18 protein-coding genes and 1 pseudogene are annotated in these 21,656 nt (G+C 71.4%); 5 read left to right on the top strand and 14 right to left on the bottom strand.

Annotated features, from left to right (window positions below; all coding sequences use genetic code 11):
- Positions 1-168 precede the first annotated feature (168 nt).
- The 4 genes from AL2_RS16890 (at position 169) to AL2_RS16875 (ending at position 3,827) form a co-directional block, all read left to right on the top strand.
- Positions 169-453 carry a hypothetical protein gene (locus AL2_RS16890; protein WP_245666692.1) on the top strand — a complete coding sequence of 95 codons (285 nt, stop codon included), beginning with the start codon at positions 169-171 and terminating at the stop codon, positions 451-453.
- 217 nt (positions 454-670) lie between these two features.
- Positions 671-1,738 (top strand): mechanosensitive ion channel family protein, encoded by a 1,068-nt coding sequence (locus tag AL2_RS16885; RefSeq protein ID WP_083946594.1) that lies wholly within the window; start codon positions 671-673, stop codon positions 1,736-1,738.
- A 49-nt stretch (positions 1,739-1,787) separates the two neighbouring features.
- The gene (locus AL2_RS16880; protein ID WP_067634803.1) at positions 1,788-2,171 is read left to right on the top strand and encodes a globin; all 384 of its coding nucleotides are present in this window, start codon (positions 1,788-1,790) and stop codon (positions 2,169-2,171) included.
- Between the two features lie 84 nt (positions 2,172-2,255).
- On the top strand, positions 2,256-3,827 hold the full coding sequence (locus AL2_RS16875) for a glycoside hydrolase family 13 protein (protein ID WP_067634802.1): 1,572 nt from the start codon (positions 2,256-2,258) through the stop codon (positions 3,825-3,827).
- 82 nt (positions 3,828-3,909) lie between these two features.
- Here AL2_RS16875 and AL2_RS16870 read toward each other — a convergent pair whose 3' ends face one another.
- From AL2_RS16870 to AL2_RS16840, 7 genes are all read right to left on the bottom strand, one after another.
- Entirely contained in the window at positions 3,910-5,319 is a 1,410-nt protein-coding gene (locus tag AL2_RS16870) for a S28 family serine protease (protein WP_245666691.1), read from the bottom strand.
- A 160-nt stretch (positions 5,320-5,479) separates the two neighbouring features.
- A complete protein-coding gene (locus AL2_RS16865) occupies positions 5,480-6,073 on the bottom strand; it encodes a GNAT family N-acetyltransferase (RefSeq protein ID WP_067634800.1) in 594 nt (197 codons plus the stop codon).
- The gene (locus AL2_RS16860) at positions 6,070-6,501 is read right to left on the bottom strand and encodes an acyl-CoA thioesterase (RefSeq protein WP_067634799.1); all 432 of its coding nucleotides are present in this window, start codon (positions 6,499-6,501) and stop codon (positions 6,070-6,072) included. The genes AL2_RS16865 and AL2_RS16860 overlap by 4 nt, the downstream gene beginning before the upstream one ends.
- A gap of 55 nt (positions 6,502-6,556) precedes the next feature.
- Positions 6,557-7,885, bottom strand: coding sequence for an enolase C-terminal domain-like protein (locus AL2_RS16855; protein ID WP_067634798.1), 1,329 nt, complete (start codon positions 7,883-7,885; stop codon positions 6,557-6,559).
- Positions 7,882-9,411, bottom strand: coding sequence for an aldehyde dehydrogenase (NADP(+)) (locus AL2_RS16850; protein ID WP_067634797.1), 1,530 nt, complete (start codon positions 9,409-9,411; stop codon positions 7,882-7,884). Before AL2_RS16850 ends, AL2_RS16855 begins: the two co-directional genes overlap by 4 nt.
- A 97-nt stretch (positions 9,412-9,508) precedes the next feature.
- Positions 9,509-10,180 (bottom strand): hypothetical protein, encoded by a 672-nt coding sequence (locus AL2_RS16845; RefSeq protein WP_067634796.1) that lies wholly within the window; start codon positions 10,178-10,180, stop codon positions 9,509-9,511.
- Positions 10,164-10,679, bottom strand: coding sequence for a sigma factor-like helix-turn-helix DNA-binding protein (locus tag AL2_RS16840; RefSeq protein WP_067634795.1), 516 nt, complete (start codon positions 10,677-10,679; stop codon positions 10,164-10,166). The genes AL2_RS16845 and AL2_RS16840 overlap by 17 nt, the downstream gene beginning before the upstream one ends.
- Positions 10,680-11,211: 532 nt before the next feature.
- Between AL2_RS16840 and AL2_RS39195 the strand changes: the two are divergent.
- Positions 11,212-11,539 (top strand): annotated as a pseudogene (locus AL2_RS39195) (transposase); the annotation flags it as partial.
- On the opposite strand, the gene ettA reads toward AL2_RS39195, so the two are convergent.
- From ettA to cobT, 7 genes are all read right to left on the bottom strand, one after another.
- Positions 11,526-13,190 (bottom strand): energy-dependent translational throttle protein EttA, encoded by a 1,665-nt coding sequence (ettA, locus tag AL2_RS16835; RefSeq protein ID WP_067634794.1) that lies wholly within the window; start codon positions 13,188-13,190, stop codon positions 11,526-11,528. The pseudogene AL2_RS39195 and the gene ettA overlap by 14 nt on opposite strands.
- A gap of 128 nt (positions 13,191-13,318) precedes the next feature.
- Positions 13,319-14,611, bottom strand: coding sequence for a sensor domain-containing diguanylate cyclase (locus AL2_RS16830; protein WP_067634793.1), 1,293 nt, complete (start codon positions 14,609-14,611; stop codon positions 13,319-13,321).
- A 329-nt stretch (positions 14,612-14,940) separates the two neighbouring features.
- On the bottom strand, positions 14,941-15,402 hold the full coding sequence (locus AL2_RS16825; protein WP_067634792.1) for a single-stranded DNA-binding protein: 462 nt from the start codon (positions 15,400-15,402) through the stop codon (positions 14,941-14,943).
- Between the two features lie 84 nt (positions 15,403-15,486).
- Complete coding sequence (locus tag AL2_RS16820) at positions 15,487-17,190, bottom strand: GTPase family protein (RefSeq protein ID WP_083946592.1); 1,704 nt, start codon at positions 17,188-17,190, stop codon at positions 15,487-15,489.
- Positions 17,187-19,181, bottom strand: a complete 1,995-nt coding sequence (locus AL2_RS16815) for a GTPase family protein (RefSeq protein WP_245666690.1) — start codon at positions 19,179-19,181, stop codon at positions 17,187-17,189. The genes AL2_RS16820 and AL2_RS16815 overlap by 4 nt, the downstream gene beginning before the upstream one ends.
- Positions 19,178-20,416 carry a uroporphyrinogen-III C-methyltransferase gene (gene cobA / locus AL2_RS16810; protein ID WP_067634791.1) on the bottom strand — a complete coding sequence of 413 codons (1,239 nt, stop codon included), beginning with the start codon at positions 20,414-20,416 and terminating at the stop codon, positions 19,178-19,180. Before cobA ends, AL2_RS16815 begins: the two co-directional genes overlap by 4 nt.
- A gap of 129 nt (positions 20,417-20,545) precedes the next feature.
- Positions 20,546-21,643, bottom strand: a complete 1,098-nt coding sequence (gene cobT, locus AL2_RS16805) for a nicotinate-nucleotide--dimethylbenzimidazole phosphoribosyltransferase (protein WP_067634790.1) — start codon at positions 21,641-21,643, stop codon at positions 20,546-20,548.
- Positions 21,644-21,656 lie beyond the last annotated feature (13 nt).

Genomic DNA, 21,656 nt, shown 5'->3' with positions numbered 1-21,656 from the left:
AGGAGACCCTTCCTCTGAGGTGGGGTAATCCGGTACTTCGGCGGACGGCCGGCCTCTTGACCCGCCAGTGTGAGAGTTGCAATTCTCGCCGGGAGTGACCGGACGGATCCATAGAGTCGATCATCTGTCCGGTTCGTCCATCGCCCGGTGCTCGCCCATGGAGGGGGTGTGAAGGTGGTCAGCGACAGACGCGTCGGCTACCTCGAGGAACTGGAGCACGAGCTCGACACGCAGGGGCTCGTCGCCCGCGTCGTCCGCACCCGCTCGGGGCCCGCCTTCCTGCGGGTCGTGAACCCGGAGGCGGCGAGCCTCGCGGAGGACGTCACCTGCGCGCCGGCTCCCGAGACCAAGGACCACTACTTCTGGTGGTCGTGGGGAGAGCGCATGCACCGCGTGGACGATGTGGGCGGCGCCGCCATGAAGCTGGCGCGCGTGCTCCAGCCGCTCCCCTGAGACCGGGCGTGTCCCGCGGACCGCGGCCGGAACGGCGCGGCAGCCGCGGACCCGCGGGACACGTCCGCCCGGGCGGCCCCTCCCCGGCCGGTCCCCGCCACCTCTCCCGGCTCCGTTCGAACCGGTCGTGTCCGTCCCCTACGATCAGGCTCGTACGGCGCCGCGGGTCCACGGTCGAGGTGGCAGGGCACCACAATGGCCGGGGAGGGTCTGCACCATGTCGCTCGCTGCGTCGTCCATCGCCGGATCGCCGCTCACCGCATCGTTCACCGCATCGTTCACCGGGCGCACCCCGGCGTTCGCGGGCCAGGCACTGCCCTGGGCCGACAAGGGGTCCCCGGAGCTGGCGTGCGGCGAGCCGAGGCCCACCACCGCGTGCCGGCTGGTGTGGAACGTCTCGCACGACACCGGCTTCACGAAGTTCTTCGCGACGTGGCTCGACCGCCCGCTGACCACGCTCCTGCTGGTCGTCATCACCTTCGTGGTCGCGCTGATCGTGAAGAACATCGCGCACCGCATGATCACCAAGGTCACGCTGCGGATGGCCGAGGGGACGATGTCGGAGCGGGCCCGCGAGCGGGCCCGGACGGTCTTCGAGGGCAGTCCCGCACTGCTGAACAAGCGGCGGGCCCAGCGCGCGCAGACGCTCGGCTCCGTGCTGCGCTCCATCGCGTCCGTCCTGATCATGGGGACGGCGCTGTTCAGCATCCTCGGCTCGCTCGGCCTCAACCTCGCGCCCATCCTCGCCAGCGCGAGCGTCATCGGCGTGGCGGTCGGCTTCGGCGCGCAGAACATCGTCAAGGACCTCCTCGCCGGGCTGTTCATGCTGCTGGAGGACCAGTACGGCGTCGGCGACTTCATCGACGTGGGCAGCGCGAAGGGGACGGTCGAGGCCGTCACGCTGCGGGTCACCCGGATGCGGGACGTCGACGGCGTCGTCTGGTACGTCCCGAACGGCGAGATCAAGAAGGTCGGGAACGAGTCGCAGAACTGGGGCCGGGCCGTCCTCGACATCCCCGTCGACATCCACGAGGACACCGAGAAGGTCAAGGAGCTCCTGCAGGTCACCGCGGACGAGATGGCCGCCGACGCCGCATGGAAGGACATCGTCCTCGAAGAGCCGTCGGTGTGGGGCGTGCAGGCCCTCGCCGGCGACGCCATCGTGATCAGGGTCGTGCTGAAGACCGCGCCGGGCAAGCAGGGCGACATCGCCCGCGAGCTCCGCGAACGCGTCAAGCGGTCGTTCGACGAGGCGGGCGTCACAGTGGCCACCCCGCCGGCGTAGGCGATCAAGGTGAGGATCAGGACGCATCTCACATATGGTGGGGAGCGCTATGGCTGAACAGGTGACTTTCTACGAGGCGGTCGGCGGTGCGGAGACCTTCCACCGGCTGGTGCACCGCTTCTACGAGGGCGTCGCGGAAGATCCCGACCTCCGCCCCATGTACCCGGAAGAGGATCTCGGCCCCGCCGAGGAGCGGCTGCGGCTGTTCCTGATCCAGTACTGGGGCGGCCCGAACACCTACAGTCAGCGGCGCGGCCATCCGCGGCTGCGGATGCGGCACGTGCCGTTCGTCATCGACGAGGCCCAGCACGACCGGTGGCTGAAGCACATGCGGGTCGCGGTGGAGGACCTGGACCTTCCCGAGCCGCTGGAGAAGCAGCTCTGGGACTACTTCACGATGGCGGCGCGGAGCCTGGTGAACGCGCCCGCGTGACACGCCCCTGCGATGCGGCCGGGCGACGCGCCCATGCGGCGCGCTCACGTGACCGGTCCGGCGTAATCGGGTAGATCGGGCTGTATGACGCGAATCCCGTGGTGGCGCAACGCCGTCGTGTACGAGGTCTATGTCCGCAGCTTCGCCGACTCCGACGGGAACGGCGAGGGCGACCTCCAGGGGATCCGGTCCCGGCTCGGCCACCTGCGCGACCTGGGCGTGGACGCGCTGTGGCTCACCCCCTTCTACACGTCCCCGCTGGCGGACGGCGGCTACGACGTGGCCGACTACCGCGACGTCGACCCCCGGTTCGGCACGCTGGACGACTTCGACGCGCTCGTCGCGGACGTCCACGCGCACGGGCTGCGGCTGATCGTCGACATCGTCCCGAACCACTCGTCCGACCGGCATCGCTGGTTCCGGGAGGCGCTCGCCGCGCCGCCCGGGTCACCCGAGCGGTCGCGCTACATTTTCCGTCCCGGCAAGCCAGGCGATGGTTCCGGCGAGGAGCAGCCGCCGAACGACTGGCCGTCCGCGTTCGGCGGACCGGCGTGGACGCGGCTGGACGACGGCGAGTGGTACCTGCACTTGTACGCGCGCGAGCAGCCGGACTTCAACTGGCGCAACCCGGAGGTCCGGCAGGAGTTCGAGGAGATCCTGCGGTTCTGGCTCGACCGCGGCGTGGACGGCTTCCGCATCGACGTGGCCGCTGGCCTGTTCAAGGACGGCTCCTTCCGCGACCTCGGCTCCGACGACCGCCGCGTCCTGAACGGCCCGATCTACAGCCGTCCCGAAGTCCACGACGTGTACCGCAGGTGGCGGCAGATCCTGGACGAGTACGACGGCGACCGCATGGCCATAGGCGAAGTGTGGACGAACGGCCCCGAAGACCTCGCCCTCTATCTGCGCCCGGACGAACTGCACCAGGTCTTCCAGTTCGACCTGCAGCTGGCTCCGTGGTCGGCGACGGCCTTCCGTGACGTGATAGTCGCCGCCTCGAAAGCCGTAGCGCCTACCGGCGCCGCGCCCACATGGGTGCTGTCCAGTCACGACTCCGTCCGCCACGTGACGCGCTACGAGCAGGCAGAGGGCTTCCCCGGGATGGGACGTGCCAGAGCCAGGGCGGCGCTACTGCTGCTCTTGGCGCTGCCGGGATCGGCCTACCTGTACCAAGGCGAGGAGCTCGGCCTTCCGGAGGTCACGGACCTCCCGGACGAGGCCCGGCAGGACCCCATCTTCGAGCGCACGAACGGGGAGCTCGCCGGCCGGGACGGCTGCCGCGTCCCGCTGCCCTGGTCGGGCGAGGCCGAGCCGTACGGGTTCTCTCCGGACGGCGTCCGGCCGTGGCTGCCGATGCCGGAGCAGTGGGCGTCCATGACCGCGGAGGCGCAGGCGTCCGACCCGTCCTCCATGCTGGCCTGGTACCGCGACGCGCTGGCGCTGCGCCGCCGCCTGGCGGCCGGCCTGCCCGAGGACCTGGAGTGGCTCGACTCCCCCGACACGGCCCTCTTCTTCCGCCGCGGCCCGCTGACCTGCGCGCTCAACTGCGGCGAGAACCCGGTGCGTCTCCCACCGGGCACCCCGCTCCTGACCAGCGCACCGCTCTACGGCGACCTGCTCCCCGGCAACACCGCCGCCTGGCTCCAGACGTCCTGAACGAGCGGCGCGGTGCGCCGGGACGCGCCAGGGGTCAAGGCGCGAACCGGCACACCGCGGGCTTTCGCTTGCGGCGGTCCCGCTACAGCGGCGGGCGCTGCAGCTGGAGCGGGTCGTCGGCGCGCGGGACCGACGTGAACGTCTGGACGCCGGCGTCGACGCCCGCCCAGCGCTTGACGTCCGCGATCGCCTCGGCCTGCTCGTCGGCGGGCAGCTTGGCGATGATGCGGCCGCTGTGGTTCATGCCGGGCGCGACGTAGACGGCCGAGTCACGGGCTCCCCTGCCGAGCGTGAACGGCTCGGCGCCCCACGGGTCGTTGGCGCCGTACAGGAACAGCATGTGCTCGGAGTCGTGGCGCACCCAGCGGTCGATGTCGCGCATGGCGCGGCCGTGGTCGAACCGCATCGGGATGTCGCGCGGGACGTAGGTGCGCGGCTGGTAGCTGCTCTCGTAGCGCAGCAGCCCCCGCAGGTGCTTGAACTTCGGCGACGGCCAGCCGAGCTGCGTGCCCGCCTGGTAGTAGTACGGGATGTACGGCGAGAGGCCCTGGTCGCTGTAGAACGACAGCCCGGAGATGGCGTCGAGGGTCTGGTAGATCTCGTCGTCGGAGGCGTCCAGCGCGGGGAGGGACGCGCAGTCGGACTGCAGGCTGTACTGCCAGAACGCCCACTCGTAGTCCATGACCGAGTTCTCGAAGGCGCGGTCCTGCGTGCGCAGGATGGTGAAGGTCAGGCCCTGCTCGTCGGCGGCGGCCTTGAAGCGCTTCAGCATCGCGGGACGGCGCTTGAGGAACTCGCGGGCGAGCCCCTTCACGTGCGCGCGGCATTCGGGGTCGTCGCCCACGGTCGTGAAGAACTTGTCGTAGGCGCGGTCGTCGTTGTTGTTGACGTCGTTCGGTGCGACGTACACGACACTGCCGTCGACGTCATGCGGGTAGAAGCGCTTGTGGTAGACGGCCGTCATGCCGCCCTTGCTCGCGCCCGTCGAGATCCACTTGCCCTTGTAGACGGTCTTCAGCGCGCGGATGAGCCGGTGCTCGTCGGTGGCGGCCTGCCAGATCGTGTCCTTCTTCCAGTCCGTCGGCTCGGGACGGGACGGGGTGAAGTAGCGGTACTCGACCGAGATCTGGTTGCCGCCGACCAGCGCCGTCGGCTCGGACGTGAACATCACTTCCGGCGTGTTGTAGCCGCTGGTGTAGAGCACCATGGGCTTGTCCGCCGACTTGTGCTGCAGCATGATGCGCTGCTCGAACCACTGCCCCCCGGGCTTCCGGTGGTCGACGGGCTGCCGGTACTCCAGCCAGAACCAGCGGTAGCCGGGAATCGTCGAGGCCTTCTCCGTCACCTGCATTCCGGGAATCGCCTTGAGCTGGGCGAGAATGTCGCCCGCCTGGGCCGTTCCGGCCTTGGCCGTACCCGCCTGCGCGGTGATCGCCGCCTGCGCCGCCGTGGCGCCCGCCCCGGTCATTCCCGCGGCGAGCAGCAGTGCCATCGCTCCTCGTGAGACGCGCCGCATTGTGCCCCTTTCACGTGGGTTCTCCACATTCGCGTCGCGACACTAGAGGGAGAAGAGGGCCTAAAACGGATTGCTGTATCGCTTGTTATCTATCCGTGACGCGCCGGTTGTCACCGGGCCGCGGGAGGAAGACCGCTCACACCGGCGGATTCAGCGCCACTCCGTCGTCCCACGGGGCCAGGCATTCGAAAAGGCGCTCGTCATGCCAGCGTCCGTCCAGGTGAATGTGGCGGCGAGCCGTTCCGACGGCCGCGAAACCGTTGTTCAGCAGGACGCGCTGGGACGCGAGGTTGTCCACCCTCGTGAACGCCTCGACACGGTGCAGACGCAGCGCGCCGAACGCCACGTCCAGCGCCTGCCTGAGCGCCTCTGTGGCGACACCATGGCCGGCGTGCGCGCGCGCCACCCAGTAGCCGACGAAGCAACTCTGGAGGGGGCCGCGCAGGACGTTGTTGAGCGTGATCCGTCCGGCGATCTCACCGTCGACGAGGACGGCGCCCGGCCACATCTCCTCCACCGCGTACGCCCCGATGAGGTCGTGCAGGTTGTCGCGCTGGCCGTCGACGGTGAAGTACGACTCGTCCCGTTCCGGTTCCCAGGGACGCAGGTACTCGCGGTTCTCCCGGTACAGCGCGGCGAACGCCTCCGCGTCCGCCATCTGGACGACGCGGAGCCGCACCCCGGGCTGGTGCCGGTCCAGTACGGGCGGCGGCGCGGCCGGCGCCGTCATGCCCCGGGCACCACGTAGCGTCCGATGAACTCCCGCTCCTCCGGCGTCCAGCGCCGCAGCCGGTTCGTCTCCACGTCGAACGCGACGAGCGTCGAAACCGCCTCCGCGTAGACGTTCTCGTCGTCCCGCACCTCGTAGGCGAGCTTGACCGAGGCGGCGCGGGCCTCCGTCACCCACGTCTCCACCCGGATCGGGTACACGGTCGGCAGCAGCGGCAGCCGGTAGTCGATCTCGTGCCGCGATATCACCATGCCGCGGACGGGCTGCTCCCCCTTGCGCACCGGGTCGCCGTGGAACATCTCCAGCCGCGCGTCCTCCAGGTAGCCGAGGAACTTGACGTTGTTCACGTGGCCCTGGGAGTCGATGTCACCGAACCGGATGTTGAACTCGTAGACGTGCCGGTACTCGGCCGGTGGCGTCCGCTGCATGTCCTCGCCTGGGGGTATGGGAAACCGGGTCGGCCCGATGTTACCCGCAGTAGGTTCAGTCCCTCACGAGGCAGGGTCGCTTACGGTCGAACGTCCAGCCGGGGACCAGGTACCGCATCGCCGCCGCGTCGTCGCGGTCGCCCAGCCCGTGCCGGTTGTAGAGCTCGTGCGCCTCCTCCAGCCGCTCCTCGTCGATGTCGACGCCGAGGCCGGGCTCGTCGGGCAGATCGATCTTCCCGTCCACGATCTGGAGCGGGTCCCTGGTGAGGCGCTGGCCGTCCTGCCAGATCCAGTGCGTGTCGATCGCGGTGATCCCGCCGGGCGCGGCGGCCGCGACATGGGTGAACATCGCCAGCGAGACGTCGAAGTGGTTGTTGGAGTGCGAGCCCCAGGTCAGGCCCCACGCCTCGCAGAGCTGCGCCACGCGGACCGAGCCGCGCATCGTCCAGAAGTGCGGGTCGGCGAGCGGGATGTCCACCGCGTCCAGCCGGATCGCGTGGCCCAGCTCGCGCCAATCGGTCGCGATCATGTTGGTGGCGGTGCGCAGGCCGGTCGCGCGGCGGAACTCCGCCATCGTCTCGCGTCCCGAATAGCCCAGTTCGGCGCCGCACGGGTCCTCCGCGTAGGCGAGGACGTCCTTGAGCGCGTTCCCGATGCGGACCGCCTCGTCCAGCGACCACGCGCCGTTCGGGTCGAGGTTGATCCGGGCGTCCGGGAACCGCTCGGCGAGCGCCCGCACCGCCTCGGCCTCCTCGTCGCCCCGGAGCACGCCGCCCTTCAGCTTGAAGTCGGCGAACCCGTACCGCTCCCGGGCGGCCTCCGCCTGCCGGACGATCGCGTCCGGCGTCATGGCCTCCTCGCGCCGGACCCGCAGCCAGCCGTCCTCGCCTTCCGGCGGCGCTTCGTACGGAAGGTCCGTCTTGTTCCGGTCGCCGATGTAGAAGAGGTAGCCGAGCATCGGGATCGTCCGGCGCTGGACGCCGTCGCCGAGCAGCGCCGCCACCGGCACGCCGAGGAACCGGCCCATCAGGTCGAGCAGCGCCGACTCGATCGCGGTCAGCGCGTGGACGGTGATCCGCGTGTCGTGCGTGAGGGGGCCGCGCCCGCCCGCGTCCAGGTGGCCGAACGCGGCCCGGACGGAGTTGAGGATCTCGTCCGACCGCCCGACGGGCCTGCCGACGATCAACTCCCGGGCGTCCTCAAGCGTCTTCCTGATGCCCTCGCCGCCCGGCACCTCCCCGACGCCCCTGCTACCGGACGAGTCGGTGAGAATCAGCAGGTTCCGCGTGAAGAACGGCCCGTGCGCACCGCCCAGGTTGAGCAGCATGCTGTCGTGGCCGGCGACCGGCACGACCCGCACCTCGGTGACGACCGGTGTGCTCATCGGGGAACCCCCTGGTAGGCGATCGGCCGCCGGAACCGCTCGATGGCCAGGCTCCCCACGGACGTCGTGCGCGGGTCGGACGTCGCGGGGAACGGCCCGCCGTGCACCATCGCGTGCCCGACCCGCACACCGGTGGGCCAGCCGTCCCAGACGATCCGGCCGGCCAGGCTCTCCAGGACGGGCAGCAGCCGCGCCGCGTCGTCCCCCCTGCCGTGGATCGTCGCGGTCAGCTGGCCTTCCAGCCCGCGCGCCGTCTCGATGACCTCGTCGAGGTCGTCGCAGCGGACGACCAGCGAGCAGGCGCCGAAGATCTCCTCCTGCAGGTCGGGGCCGAAGTGCGCGGCGTCCACGACCGCGAGGGCGGCCCTGCAGCCGGCCGCCGCGCCGGATTCCCGCCCGCGCGCGACGATCTCGACGTCCGGATGGTTCTCCAGCCGCGCGACGCCTCCGGCGTAGGCCTCGGCGATGCCGGGCGTGAGCATCGGCGCGCCCGGATCGGCTTCGATCGCTTTGGCCGCCGCGTCCAGGAACGCGGCGAGATGTTCGCCTCTGACCGCGAAGACGAGTCCGGGGTTGGTGCAGAACTGCCCGGCGCCGAGCGTCACCGAACCGGCGAACCCCTCGGCCAGCTCGCCGGCGCGCTCGGCCAGGGCGTCCGGCAGCAGGAACACCGGGTTGACGCTGCTCATCTCCGCATAGACCGGAATCGGACGCGGCCGGTCCGCCGCCGCCCGCGCGATCGCGAGCCCCGCCCTCCGGGACCCCGTGAACCCGACCGCCCGCACGCGCGGATCGGTGACGAGCGCGATGCCGAGCGTCGGGCCGTCCCCGTAGAGCATCGAGAACACGCCTTCGGGCAGGCCCTCCTCCCGGACGGCCTCCGAGACCGCCTGCCCGACCAGTTCGCACGTCCCGGGATGGGCGTCATGCGCCTTCACGACAACGGGGCACCCCGCCGCCAGCGCCGACGCCGTATCTCCCCCAGCGACGGAGAACGCGAACGGGAAGTTACTGGCGCCGAACACCGCGACCGGCCCCAGCGGCACCCGCCCCTGCCGGACCTCGGGCCCGCCCTCGTTCGCGGGGTCCACGCTCAGGATCGGCCGGCCGGCGTCGGACGCCCGGCCCTCCGCCGCGCCGGTCGTCAGCGAGCCGGTCGCGCCCTCGGCGCGCAGGTCTGCGGCGAACAGCCGTAGCTGCCCGGTGGTCCGCCCGACCTCACCGGTCAACCGCGCTTCGGGAAGCCCCGTCTCGGACACGGCCCGCTCGACGAGCTCATCCCGCCGGGCGTCGAGTTTTCCGGCGATCGCTTCGAGGAACGCGGCGCGCCGCTCGGCGCTCGTCGCGCGGTAGGCGTCGAACGCCTCGTCCGCCAGGGCGCAGGCGCGCTCCACATCGCCGTCGCCGCCATAGCGGTAGGCCGGATCGAGGCTTTCACCGGTGCGGGGATCGACGGCGGTGATCGCCCTCCCCGTGCCGGCGACACGGTCGAAGCCGATCACCATGCGTCCGGTGAGCTGCGCCAAGGGTCCGTCCTCCTCCGTATGGTCCGAAAGGGACGATAGGAGACGGGATCGATACCTGTCCAACACGAAAAACGCATTGTTCGATGCACTGCGAGCATCAATCGTAGGGATCGATCACTCCACCGGACGGCAGCGCGGCCGAGGCGCTCTTCAGAAGCGCGACGAACTCCGCCAGACACGTGACGCACCGCGCGGCGTGCCGGCTCAACTCCCGGATCCGCTCCTCGCTGAGCACCCCGTTCACCGACGCGAGGTCGCGGACGCGCGAACACGCGGCACGCTGCTGCGGCCCCTCCCGCCGGCACGAGTATCCGGCCAGCATCTCGTCGATCCGGTCGGCGGCCTCGGGATATCCCGCCGCGTAGGCCTCCGCGTACGCCTGCGCCGCCTCCGTGACCAGGTGCAGCTCCGCGCGGCCCTGGGCCCCGGCGAGCCGGTCGAGCGTCCGCCCCAGACGGAGCGCGGCATCCCCATGATCGTTGCCGGCTGCGACCCGGTACCACCGGACGGCTTCACCGAGATCCCCGTCCGCCTCATGGCGGCACGCCAGCTCGTAGGCGGCCCGGTCGAGTTCGAGCGACTCGACGAACGACGCATGCCGAGCCCGCGCCACGTCATCGCGCTGCCGCCGCCGGAACTCGTCCTCCACCTCTGCGAGCCCTACGGCGAACTCCGCCTCCGCCATGCCGGCGATGGCCGACGCCTCAGCCGCCAGGACACCGTCCAGGTCCGCCGCCGCCCAGGCACCGGCGTCACGATGCCGATTCACCGCACACCTCGCGAACCAGCCCCACCAGCCTCCGCCGCGCCCGTGCCACATGGACCGCGGCGGCGTCCTCACTCACATCGAGGATGGACGCGACGTCCGGCACCGGGAATTCCAGCAGGCAGTGCAGCGCGACGGCCTCCCGCTGCCGCCGGGGCAGACTCCGGACCGCCGCCATCACGTCCGTCCCGCCCCCGGCGTCGCACGCGACCATCTCGTCCAGCGACGTGCACTGCTCCCGCGCCTTCGCCTGCCACCGCCGCAACATGATCGTCGCCACCCGGAACAGCCAGACGCCCGGCCGCTCGCAAGTGACGAGCTCGTCCCAGCGACCCCGCGCCGCGAGCAGGCTCTCCCGCGCGATGTCCTCGACCCAGCGCCCGTCACCCGTCTGGGCCCGCAGGTACCCGGTGAGCCGCGGCGTCCAGTGCCGATGGAACGCGGGAAACGACGTCAGCAGCTCCCGCTCCCCGGCCTCCCCCGGCATCAACGACTCGACCACGAAAGCTCCTTGAGGAACGCGGGAACAACTTTCACCCCAGTCTTACGCATATAAGAGCCACCGGAGCTCACAATCTCCAACATCAACCTCAAAGATGCCCCGCACCACCCCTAGTGATCAACCTAAGCAATGACCACCAGGTCACCAAAGACCCTCACCGACCTGCCCTGATACTCCCAGTAAAGATCATTACCAAATTGGAAAACCACCACCAAACCGCCCATTCCACCAAGCCTGTCACGAACAAAGACCACGAGAACGGCCAGCCAGGGACGGGACGACCAAGCAGCCCTTCCACCACCCAGACAGTTCGACTGATCCAACGACCAACTACACGCCCTCGGGCAAAGGTGCGAGCGACCGCGAACGACCCACCAGCCTGAACGACGCCCTCGACGCAGCCGCCCCACAAGCCGCACAACGAAGGACACAAGCCAAGCAACCCGACACCGACCGGCGGCGCCAACCGCCGGCGGCGATGGAGCGGTGGCTGGTGTTCGCCGACCTGGGGCGGCAGGTAACCGGCGATCGTGCCGTTGTGCGGTTGTGGGAGAACGCCTGGGCTGGGTTCGTCCCGTTCCTTCAGTACGACCGCGAGATCCGCAGGTCGTGTGCTCCACCAACGCCATCGAGAGCGTCAACGCCCGCGTCCGCCGCGCGGTCAAAGCCTGCGGGCACTTCCCAACGAACAGGCCGCACTGATGTGCGTCTACCTGGCCGTGATGAGCCTGAACCCGACCGGCACCGGCCGCAAACGCTGGATCGCCCGCTGGAAGGCCGCTGCTGCGGGCGTGGCGAAGCGCGGCGGCCGCGTGGTCCTGGGGATCACGCGGCCGCCGGTGCGCGTCAGTCGCGGGTGAGCTTGCGGTGCGTCACGCGGTGGGGGCGGGCCGCGTCGGCGCCCAGGCGCTCGATCTTGTTCTTCTCGTAGTCGGCGAAGTTGCCCTCGAACCAGAACCAGTTCGAGCCCTCTTCCCACGCCAGGATGTGGGTGGCGATGCGGTCCAGGAACCACCGGTCGTGCGAGGTGATCACGGCGCAGCCGGGGAATTCGAGGAGCGCGTTCTCCAGGCTGGACAGGGTCTCGGTGTCCAGGTCGTTCGTCGGCTCGTCCAGCAGCAGGACGTTCCCGCCCAGCTTGAGGGTCAGCGCCAGGTTGAGGCGGTTGCGCTCGCCACCCGACAGGACGCCCGCGGGCTTCTGCTGGTCGGGGCCCTTGAACCCGAACGCCGCGACGTAGGCGCGGGAAGGCATCTCGACCAGGCCGACGTTGATGTGGTCGAGACCGTCCGAGACGACCTCCCACACCGTCTTCTTGGGGTCGATGCCGCCGCGGCCCTGGTCGACGTAGGAGACCTTGACGGTCTCGCCGACCCGCAGGTCGCCCGCGTCCGGCTGCTCCTCACCGACGATCATGCGGAAGAGCGTGGTCTTACCGACGCCGTTCGGGCCGATGACGCCGACGATGCCGTTCGGGGGGAGGTTGAACGACAGGTCGTCCATCAGGACGCGTTCGTCGAAGCCCTTCGTGAGCTTGTCCGCGACGATCACCGTGTTGCCCAGGCGCGGACCCGGCGGGATCTGGATCTCCTCGAAGTCCAGTTTGCGGGTCTTGGCGGCCTCGGCCGCCATCTCCTCGTACCGCTCCAGACGGGCCTTGCTCTTCGTCTGCCGCGCCTTCGGGTTGGACCGGACCCACTCCAACTCGTCCTCGAGGCGCTTCTTGCGCTTGGCGTCCTTGTTGCCCTCGACCTTCAGCCGGTCGGCCTTCTTCTCCAGGTAGACAGAGTAGTTGCCTTCGTAGGGGTAGCAGCGGCCCCGGTCGAGCTCAAGGATCCAGGTGGCGACATTGTCGAGGAAGTACCGGTCGTGGGTGACGGCCAGGACGGTGCCCTCGTACTTGGCGAGGAACTGCTCCAGCCACTGCACGCTCTCGGCGTCCAAGTGGTTGGTCGGCTCGTCCAGCAGCAGCAGGTCGGGCGCTTCGAGCAGGAGCTTGCACAGCGCGACGCGCCGGCGCTCGCCACCCGACAGCTTCGTCACGTCGGCGTCCGGCGGCGGGCAGCGCAGCGCGTCCATCGCCTGCTCGAGCTGGCTGTCGAGATCCCACGCGTTGCGGTGGTCGAGCTGCTCCTGGAGCTTGCCCATCTCCTCCATCAGCTCGTCGGAGTAGTCCGTCGCCATCTTCTCGGCGATCTCGTTGAACCGGTCGACCATCGCCTTGGTCTCGGCGACGCCCTCCTGCACGTTCCCGAGGACGGTCTTCTCCTCGTTCAGCGGGGGCTCCTGCTGCAGCATGCCGACGGTGAACCCCGGCATGAGGCGCGCGTCTCCGTTGGACGGCTGCTCCAGACCGGCCATCATGCGCAGCAGCGTCGACTTACCGGTGCCGTTCGGCCCCAGGACGCCGATCTTCGCGCCCGGAAGGAAATGCAGGGTAACGTCGTCAAGGACGACCTTGTCGCCATGTGCCTTGCGCACACGCTGCATCGTGTAGATGTACTCGGCCATATCGTCAAGACTAGGGGGTCCCGGGCACCGCTTCGTCGCCTCCGCCCGCCCCGAGCACCCCGCCCGGCCACCATCTACACCACCCTCGGATCACTTCGGGCGCCCAGCGGGGCGGTCGGGGGTGGGTGTCAGGTGCCGCCGGACGTTCGGGGGCCTTCAAGGGCGGGGAGGCAGACTCGGTCCCGGCCGGACGACTTGGCGCGGTAGAGGGCCAGGTCGGCTGCGGCCAGCAGCTCCAGCAGGTCCTGGCCGTGGGTGCGGAAAAGGGCGACGCCAACGGACACCGTGACCGTCACCGTGCCCTCCTCCGCCGGTACCGCGAGCCTGCGGACGCGGCCGCGGAGGCGTTCCGCGACGCGGCACGCCTCGACGGTGTCGGCGCCCGGCAGCAGGACCACGAACTCCTCCCCGCCGAACCGGCCCACCACGTCGTAGTCGCGCAACTGGTGGCAGAGCGTGCTGGCCACTCCCACGAGGACCTGGTCGCCTATCAAGTGGCCGTGGGTGTCGTTGACCCGCTTGAAGTGGTCGATGTCGATCAGCAGCAGCGCGACGGCGTCGTGGGTGCGCTGCGCTCTGGACAGCTCCGTGTCGGCCTCGCGCTGCCACGCCGCCGCGTTCAGCAGGCCGGTCTTGGCGTCGGTCCGGGCCGCGGCCTGCAACTGCTGGTGCATCAGGCTGCGCTGCAGCAGCATCACGGGGGGCAGCGCCAGGAGCAGCAGGCCCAGCGACAGGGCGCTGGTGATCGCCACGATAATGCCGACGCAGAGTTCCACCACGTCCAGCAGCAGGCTCTCGCGGGTCCACAGGACGTCCCTCCAGCGGCTCTCGGGGTTCGCCGCGTGCGCCGCGACCGCGACGATCGCCGCGTTCACCACGGTGAACAGCGCCGCGCACCCGACGGCGGCCGGGATGCCGGGATAGGCGTCGACGACCCACTGCGGCGCCCCCTCCAGCGGCTCGGGCACCACCAGATGGAACACCGCCGACGCGCACGCCCCCGCGATGCCGAGGGCCGCGGCGACCACCGCCCGCCGGTAGATCAGCGTCCGGCGCACCCGGAACTGGAGCAGCGCCTGCACCGGCACCGGGATCAGCAGCGCGTACACCGGTGGCAGCAGCAGCGCGACCGGCAGCCACCACGCCGACAGCAGGTCACGGGCGACACCGGCCGGCATGCCGAGCCGCCGGGTCGCCTCGATGCATACCGCCCCGGACGCCAGCAGAGCCGCGAACGTCATCAGGTCGTCGCCCCGGAAGGCGGTGTCCACCAGCCCTGCGACGGTCAGCCCGAGATGGACGGCGACGACCACCGGCACATAGACCATGAGCAGGGACGGACGCCCCAGTCGCGCCCGGCGCTCAGGCCCGCGGGCCAGCTCCCCATCACGGTCCTCGGCGGACGACTGCACTGCCGTCATCCTTCCCCCTTACGCGAATCACGTTGAGTAACACGATAGTTGCAACGTGTGCGGAAGGGGCGTGAAACAGGTACGTTCGGGAAGGCACATGCGGGTGACCGCTCCGGCCACCCGCATCAGGGCCCGCGGGATCGCGGTGCTCAGCACATCCTGAGGGGGATATCACCATGCGCGGCATCTCCTGGATCTGACCAGGCCGCAGAACCCCGACGGTTCGGGGGCGCCGACCGGCGACCACGCCGGCCACGCCCCCGCTCCCCCACCGCCTCAAGACCTCGCCGCCCAGCGCCCGTCCCCCCGCCGGGACGTCAGGACCCGTGGGGGTCGGGTTAGGCGGCTTTGGGTTCTTCTTCTGTGGTGGGTGTGAGGGCCCATTGGTCGGCGGCTTCGCGGGCCACTTGGCGGTCTTCGTCGGTCAGGGGGCCGCTGCGCTGGGCCGGGCGGAAGTCGACGGTGCCTCGGTTCAGGTCGGGGCCCACGGTGATGGCCTCGACCTCGGCGGAGAAGCGCCACTGGTCGTCGCGTTCGTACTGGCGGATGCGCAGGCGGCCCGTGAGAAGGACTGGGGTGCCTCGCTGGAGTTCGGACGCGTTGACGTTCTCGGCGAGGTTGCGCCAGCAGTTGACCGTCACGTAGAGGGGGTCGTCGTCCTGCCACTGGTTGGTCTGGCGGTCGAAGCGGCGGGGCGTGCAGCCCACTCTCAGGGAGAGGAAAGGGGTTCCGTTGGACGTGACGGCGTAGCGGGGCTCCGCGGCTACCCAGCCGGTGATGGTGACGTGTGCCTCGTTCACTGCGGCCTCCGTTTGTCTCGCGTTCGAGTCAACGGTGGCTCAGCGGCGGCCGGCCCGGCAGGAGGTCGTGGAATTGTGGATAACTCAGCCCAGGGCTACGTCGACGTCCTGGCGGAAGCGGGCGTAGATGTCCAGGTCGTCCTCGATGGGCTCGATGACCTTCTGGAAGGCGACGCGCTCGATGCCCAGGCGCATGTGGTGCTCCATCTTCTCGCCGTGTTTGGCGGACGACAGCGCTACCAGGTTGCGGCAGGCCGAGGCGGTCAGCCACCCCATCCCGAGTGTGCAGACGACCAGGACGGCCACGTACGGGATCAGGCCCGCCTGGCCGATGAGGCCGTCCGGGTCGTCGCCGCCGGCGCCGAGGAGGCCGAAGGCGACGAGGAAGCCGATCCACACGATGCTGAGGGCGGCGACCAGGACGAGGAAGTACTGCCAGGTCTTGACCAGCCACCACCAGCGCGGCACCGCGTTGAAGGTGGGCAGGGCCTCCTTGAGCGACTCGCCGAGCGCCTCGGGGATCTCCGTGGCGTGAGAGCGGGCCGCGGCGCGGACGGAACGTCCCCAGTGGGTCGGGAGCTCGGGGGTCAGGCCCTCGGTGACGCCCTGGAGCGCGTTGTCGACGTCGCCCTGCTGGGCGCCGATCGGGCCGGTGAAGGCGTTGCGGAGCTCTTCGCGCAGCTCGGTGAGGCGCATGCGGCGGAGCGGATCCGAGCGGAGCCGGGCGATCATGGCGGTGACCGGCCAGCCGACGAAGTCGGCGGCGCGCAGCTCGTAGGCGCTCTCCATGGCCTCGGCGACGGCCGGCGCGCCGGCGGCGTCGGTCAGGGTCTGGATCAGCTCGGCGCGGTGGCCGTCGTCGACGGTGGTGGGCGGCTCGGCGTCGAAGCGGTAGGCGGTGAACCGCTCGGCGACCCGGTCGACGTCGGCGGACAGCCGCTCGGTGCGGGCGCGGCGGGCGGCGACGGTGTCGACGAGGATGTCGCGGAAGCCGTGCACGCCGTCCTCGGCGACGGCGGAGGTGGTCACGATCCGCGGGTCGGCGAGGCCCTCGGCCTCCAGCAGGCGGCGCAGGTCGGCGACGCAGTCGTCGATCTCGTGCGGGGCGAGCCGGTCGACCTGGTTCAAGACGATCAGGGTGACGCCGGTGTGCCGGGCGAACGGGACGATGTAGTTGCGGTGCAGGGCGGCGTCGGCGTACTTCTGCGGGTCGACGACCCACACGAGGAGGTCGGCGATGGTGACGAACCGGTCGACCTCGGCGCGGTGCACGGCCTGGATGGAGTCGTGGTCGGGCAGGTCGATGAGGACGAGGCCCTGCAGTCCGGCGTCGGCGCGCTGCATGTCGAGGGCGCTGGCGCGGGCGTAGCGGTGCCGCTTGTCGACGTCGAGCCAGTCGAGCAGCGGCCCGGCGCCGTCCAGCCCCCAGACGCAGGAGTGGGCCTGGGACGTCATCGGGCGGCGCATCCCGGTCGGCGACAGTTCGAGCCCGCAGATGGCGTTGAACAGGGACGACTTGCCGCTGCCGGTGCCGCCGGCGAGGGTCACGACGGTGTGGTCGCCGGACAGCCGCAGCCGCTGGCCGGCCCGGTCGAGCAGCGCGCCGGCGTCGTCCAGGACGGGCTGCTCGAGCCGCCCGAAGCCGGTCTGGACGAGCCGGTCGAGGGCGTTGAGCCGGTCGACCAGCACGGGCGGGCCGGTGGGCACGGCGGCGGGCGCGGGCTCGCCGAGGGTCGGGAACCCGCCGGTTCCCGCCGGCGAGTTCGCGGGGATGGCCGAGGTGGTCATCGGGCAACCTCGAGGTTGTAGGTGGCCTGGTAGAGCTGGACGGGGACGGTCTCGTCCGGGATGCCCGCCGAGTCGAGCACCTGCCCGAACCGGATGGCCTCCTCGTCGAACAGCATCCCGATGCGGCTGCGCAGGTCGGCGCGGGCCTTGGCGCCCATGCCGCGCAGCGACTCGGCGCCGAACAGCGCCTTCAGCAGCCGCTGCGGGACGGCGCTGTTGCCGCCCTCGACGGCCACGTCGGACGTGCCGTAGCCGAGCAGGCCGATCATCAGGACGAGCGAGACCGCCTCGGTGTCGAACGACACCAGCTTTGCGACCGAGCGCTTGGTGACGCCCTCGGTGCGGATCAGCTCCTGCACGTGGTCCTGCCAGGAGCTGACGGCCCGGGTGACCCGGCGCGACAGCTCCGGGGAGACGTGCGCGAGGTCGGCGTCGGTCCCGGCGAGGACCTGCCGTCCGGCCGGGTGGTCGCGCCAGCGCGCGATGACCTGCTCCGCCCCGTGCTCGGCGGACGACATGATCAGTGATTCGAGCCCGCTGCGCAGCGCCGCCTTGAGCGCGCGCACCCGGGCGGGGCTGCGCCGGCCCGCGCGCCGGCCGGCGGCCCGGCCGCGCCGGGGCCGCTGGACGTGCAGGGACTTCAGCAGGTCGCCGGTGCCGGCGAAGTCCTGCCAGCGGGCGAGCACCTCGCCGCGCAGCAGGGAGCCGTTGCGGGTGGCCTCGTCCAGTTCGGCGAGCGCGGTGCCGTACCCGGCCTCGACCTCGCGGGCCAGCTCGCCGCGCTGCTCGACCTGCGCCTCGACCTGGCGGGCCAGCTCGGGCACGCGGGTGCGGAGGCTGTCCAGGACGGCGGCGAGGGTGTCGCTGATGACGATCTCGCGGTCCTCGGCGTCCTCGGCGACGCCGATCAGCCAGTCGCGGATGTCCTCGATGGTCTCCTCGGGGAGCCGGCTGTTCTCGACGCGGGTCTCGGGGATGGTGAAGCGCTGCGCGTCGCCGACCTCGTGCTCGTCCAGCATCTCGCCGAAGTGCTCGACGACCTCCTCGCCGGCGCCGTCCGGGACGCGGGAGAGGATGACGCCGATCGTGGCGCCGTTCTCCTTGGCGCGCTGCAGCATCTGCCACACCTGCGCGTCGGCGTACCGGGCGGCGGTGGTGACGCACAGCCACAGGTCGGCGGCGGCCATCAGCTTGGTCGCGAACTCGTAGTGGTCTTCGAAGACGGAGTCGAAGTCGGGGCTGTCGAGCAGCGCGAGGCCGGGCGGCAGGACGTCGCTGCCGATGATGACGAGCTGGTCGCCGGCGATGGCGTCGGGCGCGGGGCCGCGGACGCGTCCCATGCCGGGCAGCATGGGCCCGTCCATGAACCACTCGGTGTGGTCGGGGTGGCAGACCAGGATGGGGCTGCTGGTGGTGGGGCGCAGCACGCCGGTGGCGCTCACCCGCGCGCCGACGAGCGTGTTGACCAGCGTGGACTTGCCGGCGCCGGTCGACCCGCCGAGGACCACGAGCATGGGGGCGCCGGCGGCCTGGATGCGCGGGAGGACGTAGTCCTCCAGCTGGCCGCGCAGCTCGGCGCGGGCTTCGCGGGCCTCCTGGACGCCGGGGACGTCCAGCAGCAGGTCGAACGCGCCGAGCTGCTCGCGCAGCGCCGTCAGCGCCCGGATCAGCTCGCCCTGGCGGACGGTCCCGCCGCCGGACGGGGCGCCGGCCCGGGGGGCGCGCCGCCGGCCGCCCCTGGCCTTGGCGGACGGGGCGGGCTTCTCGGCGGCGTCAGGGGTCTCGGGAAGTTCAGGGGTCTCGGGAACTTCGGGGGTCTCGGAGACTTCGGGGGTGTCGGGGGCTTCAGAGGTCTCGGGGGCGTCCTTGTCAGGCACGGCGTCCTTCTCGGGCACGGCGCCGCGGCCGGGCGCCGCGGAGTCCTCGATCCCGCGTCCCTGGCCGGCGGCCTCCTCGTCATGGACCGCGCTTCGCTCTGCCGGGGGTGTCACGGATCCCGTCCCATGTCCGCTCGAATCATGTCGATCTCTCGTGCCACGTCGACCACGTCGCCGACGACCACGATCGCCGGGGGCCGGATTCCGGCGGCGGACATCTCCTCGGCCACCGTGCCAAGCGTCGCCGTCAGCGCGCGCTGGCCGGGGAGCGTGCCGTCCTGTACCACGGCCACCGGCGTGCCGGACGACCGACCATAGCGCATGAGGGCCGATGCGATGAGCGCCATCCGCTCCACCGCCATGAGCAGGACGATCGTGCCGTTCACGCGGCCCAGCGCCGCCCAGTCGACGGTCGAGCCTGGATGGCCCGGGGGGACGTGCGCGGAGACCACGTGGAACTCCTGCGACACGCCCCGGTGGGTGACCGGGATGCCCGCGGCCGATGGCACGGCGACAGCGCTGGTGATGCCGGGGACGACCGTGACCGGGACGCCGTGGCGGGCGCAGTACAGGGCCTCTTCGCCGCCGCGACCGAACACGAACGGGTCGCCGCCCTTGAGCCGGACGACGAACCGGCCCGCCTTGGCGTGCTCGACCAGGTACTCGTTGATGCGGTCCTGGGTGACCGTGCGCCCGTAGGGGATCTTGGCGGCGTCGATCACCTCGACGTCGGCGGCCAGCTCGTCCAGCAGGCCGCCGGGGGCGAGCCGGTCGGTGACGACGACGTCGGCCATGGCGAGCAGCTGCCGCCCGCGCACGGTGATCAGGCCGGGGTCGCCGGGGCCGCCGCCGACGAGCGCGACGCCGACGGGCTTGCGGCGGGAGTGCCGGGATTCCAGGCCGCCGTCGCGGAGGCCCTCCACCACGGCGTCCCGGATGCCGGCGGCGCGGCGCGGGTCGCCGCCGAGCAGGACGCCGACGGTCGCGTCACCCGCGTGCCCGCTCGCGGGCGTCCAGGCCGGGGACGACTCGGCGTCGTCGGCGCGGACCGCCCAGATGCGCGCGGCGTCGGCCTCCGCGACCACGTCCCCGTTGACCTTGGCGTCGTCGGTGACGGCCTGCACCAGCCAGGCGCCCGCGCAGTCGCCGCGCTTGTAGGGCCGCCGATGCCAGGTGATCCGGCCGTGGTCGGCGAGGCCCTCCAGGGTGGCGGTGACGTCGGGCGAGACGAGGACGACGTCGGCGCCCGCGTCCAGCAGCGCCGGGACGCGGCGCTGGGCGACCCGGCCTCCGCCGACGACGAGGACGCGTCGCCCGGCGAGTCGCAGGCCTAGCAGGTACGGGGGCACGTGGTGGTTCTCTCGACGACGGTGACCGGCAGGTCTCTTTGTGGAATAAAGGTACTCGGGATATGGAGTCCATGGAGAGGGGCTCCGCCCGTTCGATAGCCGAGCGTGACTCAACCCGTGATCACGTTGTTACGGGTGCCCGGCGTCCTTCTCGCTGACACCGGCCGAGTCGAACGTGGCGACCTCGTGCAGCACCCGCACCGCGCCCTGGACCAGCGGCAACGCCAGCAGCGCGCCGGTTCCCTCGCCGAGCCGGAGCTCCAGGTCGACGAGCGGCCGCAGGCCGAGCGCCTCGACGGCGGCGGCGTGGCCGGGCTCGGCGGAGCGGTGCCCGGCCACGCACCCGCCGAGCGCGTCCGGGCACAGCGCGGCCGCGGCGAGGGCGGCGGCGCCGGCGATCACCCCGTCCAGGACGACCGGGACGCGCAGCGCGGCCCCGCCGAGGACGAATCCGGCGATCGCGGCGTGCTCCAGCCCGCCGACCGCCGCGAGGACCTCCAGCGGCGCCCTATCCGCCATGGGGCCCTGCGTGAGGCCCGGCGTGAGCCCGTGCCGGGCGAGGGCCGTGCGGACGACCTCGACCTTGTGCGCGTGCGTGGCGTCGTCGATGCCGGTGCCCCGCCCGGTGACGGCCTCCGGCGGCAGGCCGGTGAACGCGGCGATCAGCGCGGCGGACGCGGTGGTGTTGGCGATCCCCATGTCCCCGGTGATCAGGCACCGGGCGCCGTGGTCCACCAGCTCGCGGGCCACCTCGATGCCGGTCTCGACGGCGCGGCGGACCTGGCCTGCGGTCATCGCGGGGCCGGCCGTCATGTCCGCGGTGCCGGGCGCGATCTTGCGCCGGAGCAGGCCGGGCGCGGCGTCCAGCTCGGCGGCGACGCCGACGTCGACCACGCTGACGCCGGCGCCGACCTGGGCGGCGAACGCGTTGACCACGGCGCCGCCGGCCAGGAAGTTGGCCACCATCTGCGCGGTGACCTCCTGCGGCCACGGGGTGACGCCCTGGGCGTGGACGCCGTGGTCGGCGGCGAACACGGCCACGGCGGCGGGCTCGGGCAGCGGCGGCGGGCACTGCCCGGCCAGCCCGGCGAGCCGGACCGACACCTCCTCCAGGACGCCGAGGGACCCGGGCGGCTTGGTGAGCCGCGCCTGGTGGTCGCGGGCGTCCCGCATGGCCGCCTCGTCCAGCGGGCCGATGGCGGCGATGGTCTCGTCGATCAGGTTCACAGCGTCCTTTCCG

The sequence above is a fragment of the Actinomadura latina NBRC 106108 genome, from assembly GCF_001552195.1.
GTDB lineage: Bacteria > Actinomycetota > Actinomycetes > Streptosporangiales > Streptosporangiaceae > Spirillospora > Spirillospora latina.
The sequence above is the reverse complement of the archived record's forward strand: the minus strand, read 5'-3'. Positions and strand labels throughout refer to the sequence as shown.

Excerpts from the sequence above, each read along its gene's own strand:
- AL2_RS16885 (WP_083946594.1), top strand. The coding sequence starts at position 671 with ATGTCGCTCGCTGCGTCGTCCATCGCCGGATCGCCGCTCACCGCATCG.
- AL2_RS16880 (WP_067634803.1), top strand. The coding sequence starts at position 1,788 with ATGGCTGAACAGGTGACTTTCTACGAGGCGGTCGGCGGTGCGGAGACC.
- AL2_RS16875 (WP_067634802.1), top strand. The coding sequence starts at position 2,256 with ATGACGCGAATCCCGTGGTGGCGCAACGCCGTCGTGTACGAGGTCTAT.
- AL2_RS16870 (WP_245666691.1), bottom strand. The coding sequence starts at position 5,319 with ATGGCACTGCTGCTCGCCGCGGGAATGACCGGGGCGGGCGCCACGGCG.
- AL2_RS16865 (WP_067634800.1), bottom strand. The coding sequence starts at position 6,073 with ATGACGGCGCCGGCCGCGCCGCCGCCCGTACTGGACCGGCACCAGCCC.
- AL2_RS16860 (WP_067634799.1), bottom strand. The coding sequence starts at position 6,501 with ATGCAGCGGACGCCACCGGCCGAGTACCGGCACGTCTACGAGTTCAAC.
- AL2_RS16855 (WP_067634798.1), bottom strand. The coding sequence starts at position 7,885 with ATGAGCACACCGGTCGTCACCGAGGTGCGGGTCGTGCCGGTCGCCGGC.
- ettA (WP_067634794.1), bottom strand. The coding sequence starts at position 13,190 with ATGGCCGAGTACATCTACACGATGCAGCGTGTGCGCAAGGCACATGGC.
- AL2_RS16830 (WP_067634793.1), bottom strand. The coding sequence starts at position 14,611 with ATGACGGCAGTGCAGTCGTCCGCCGAGGACCGTGATGGGGAGCTGGCC.
- AL2_RS16820 (WP_083946592.1), bottom strand. The coding sequence starts at position 17,190 with ATGACCACCTCGGCCATCCCCGCGAACTCGCCGGCGGGAACCGGCGGG.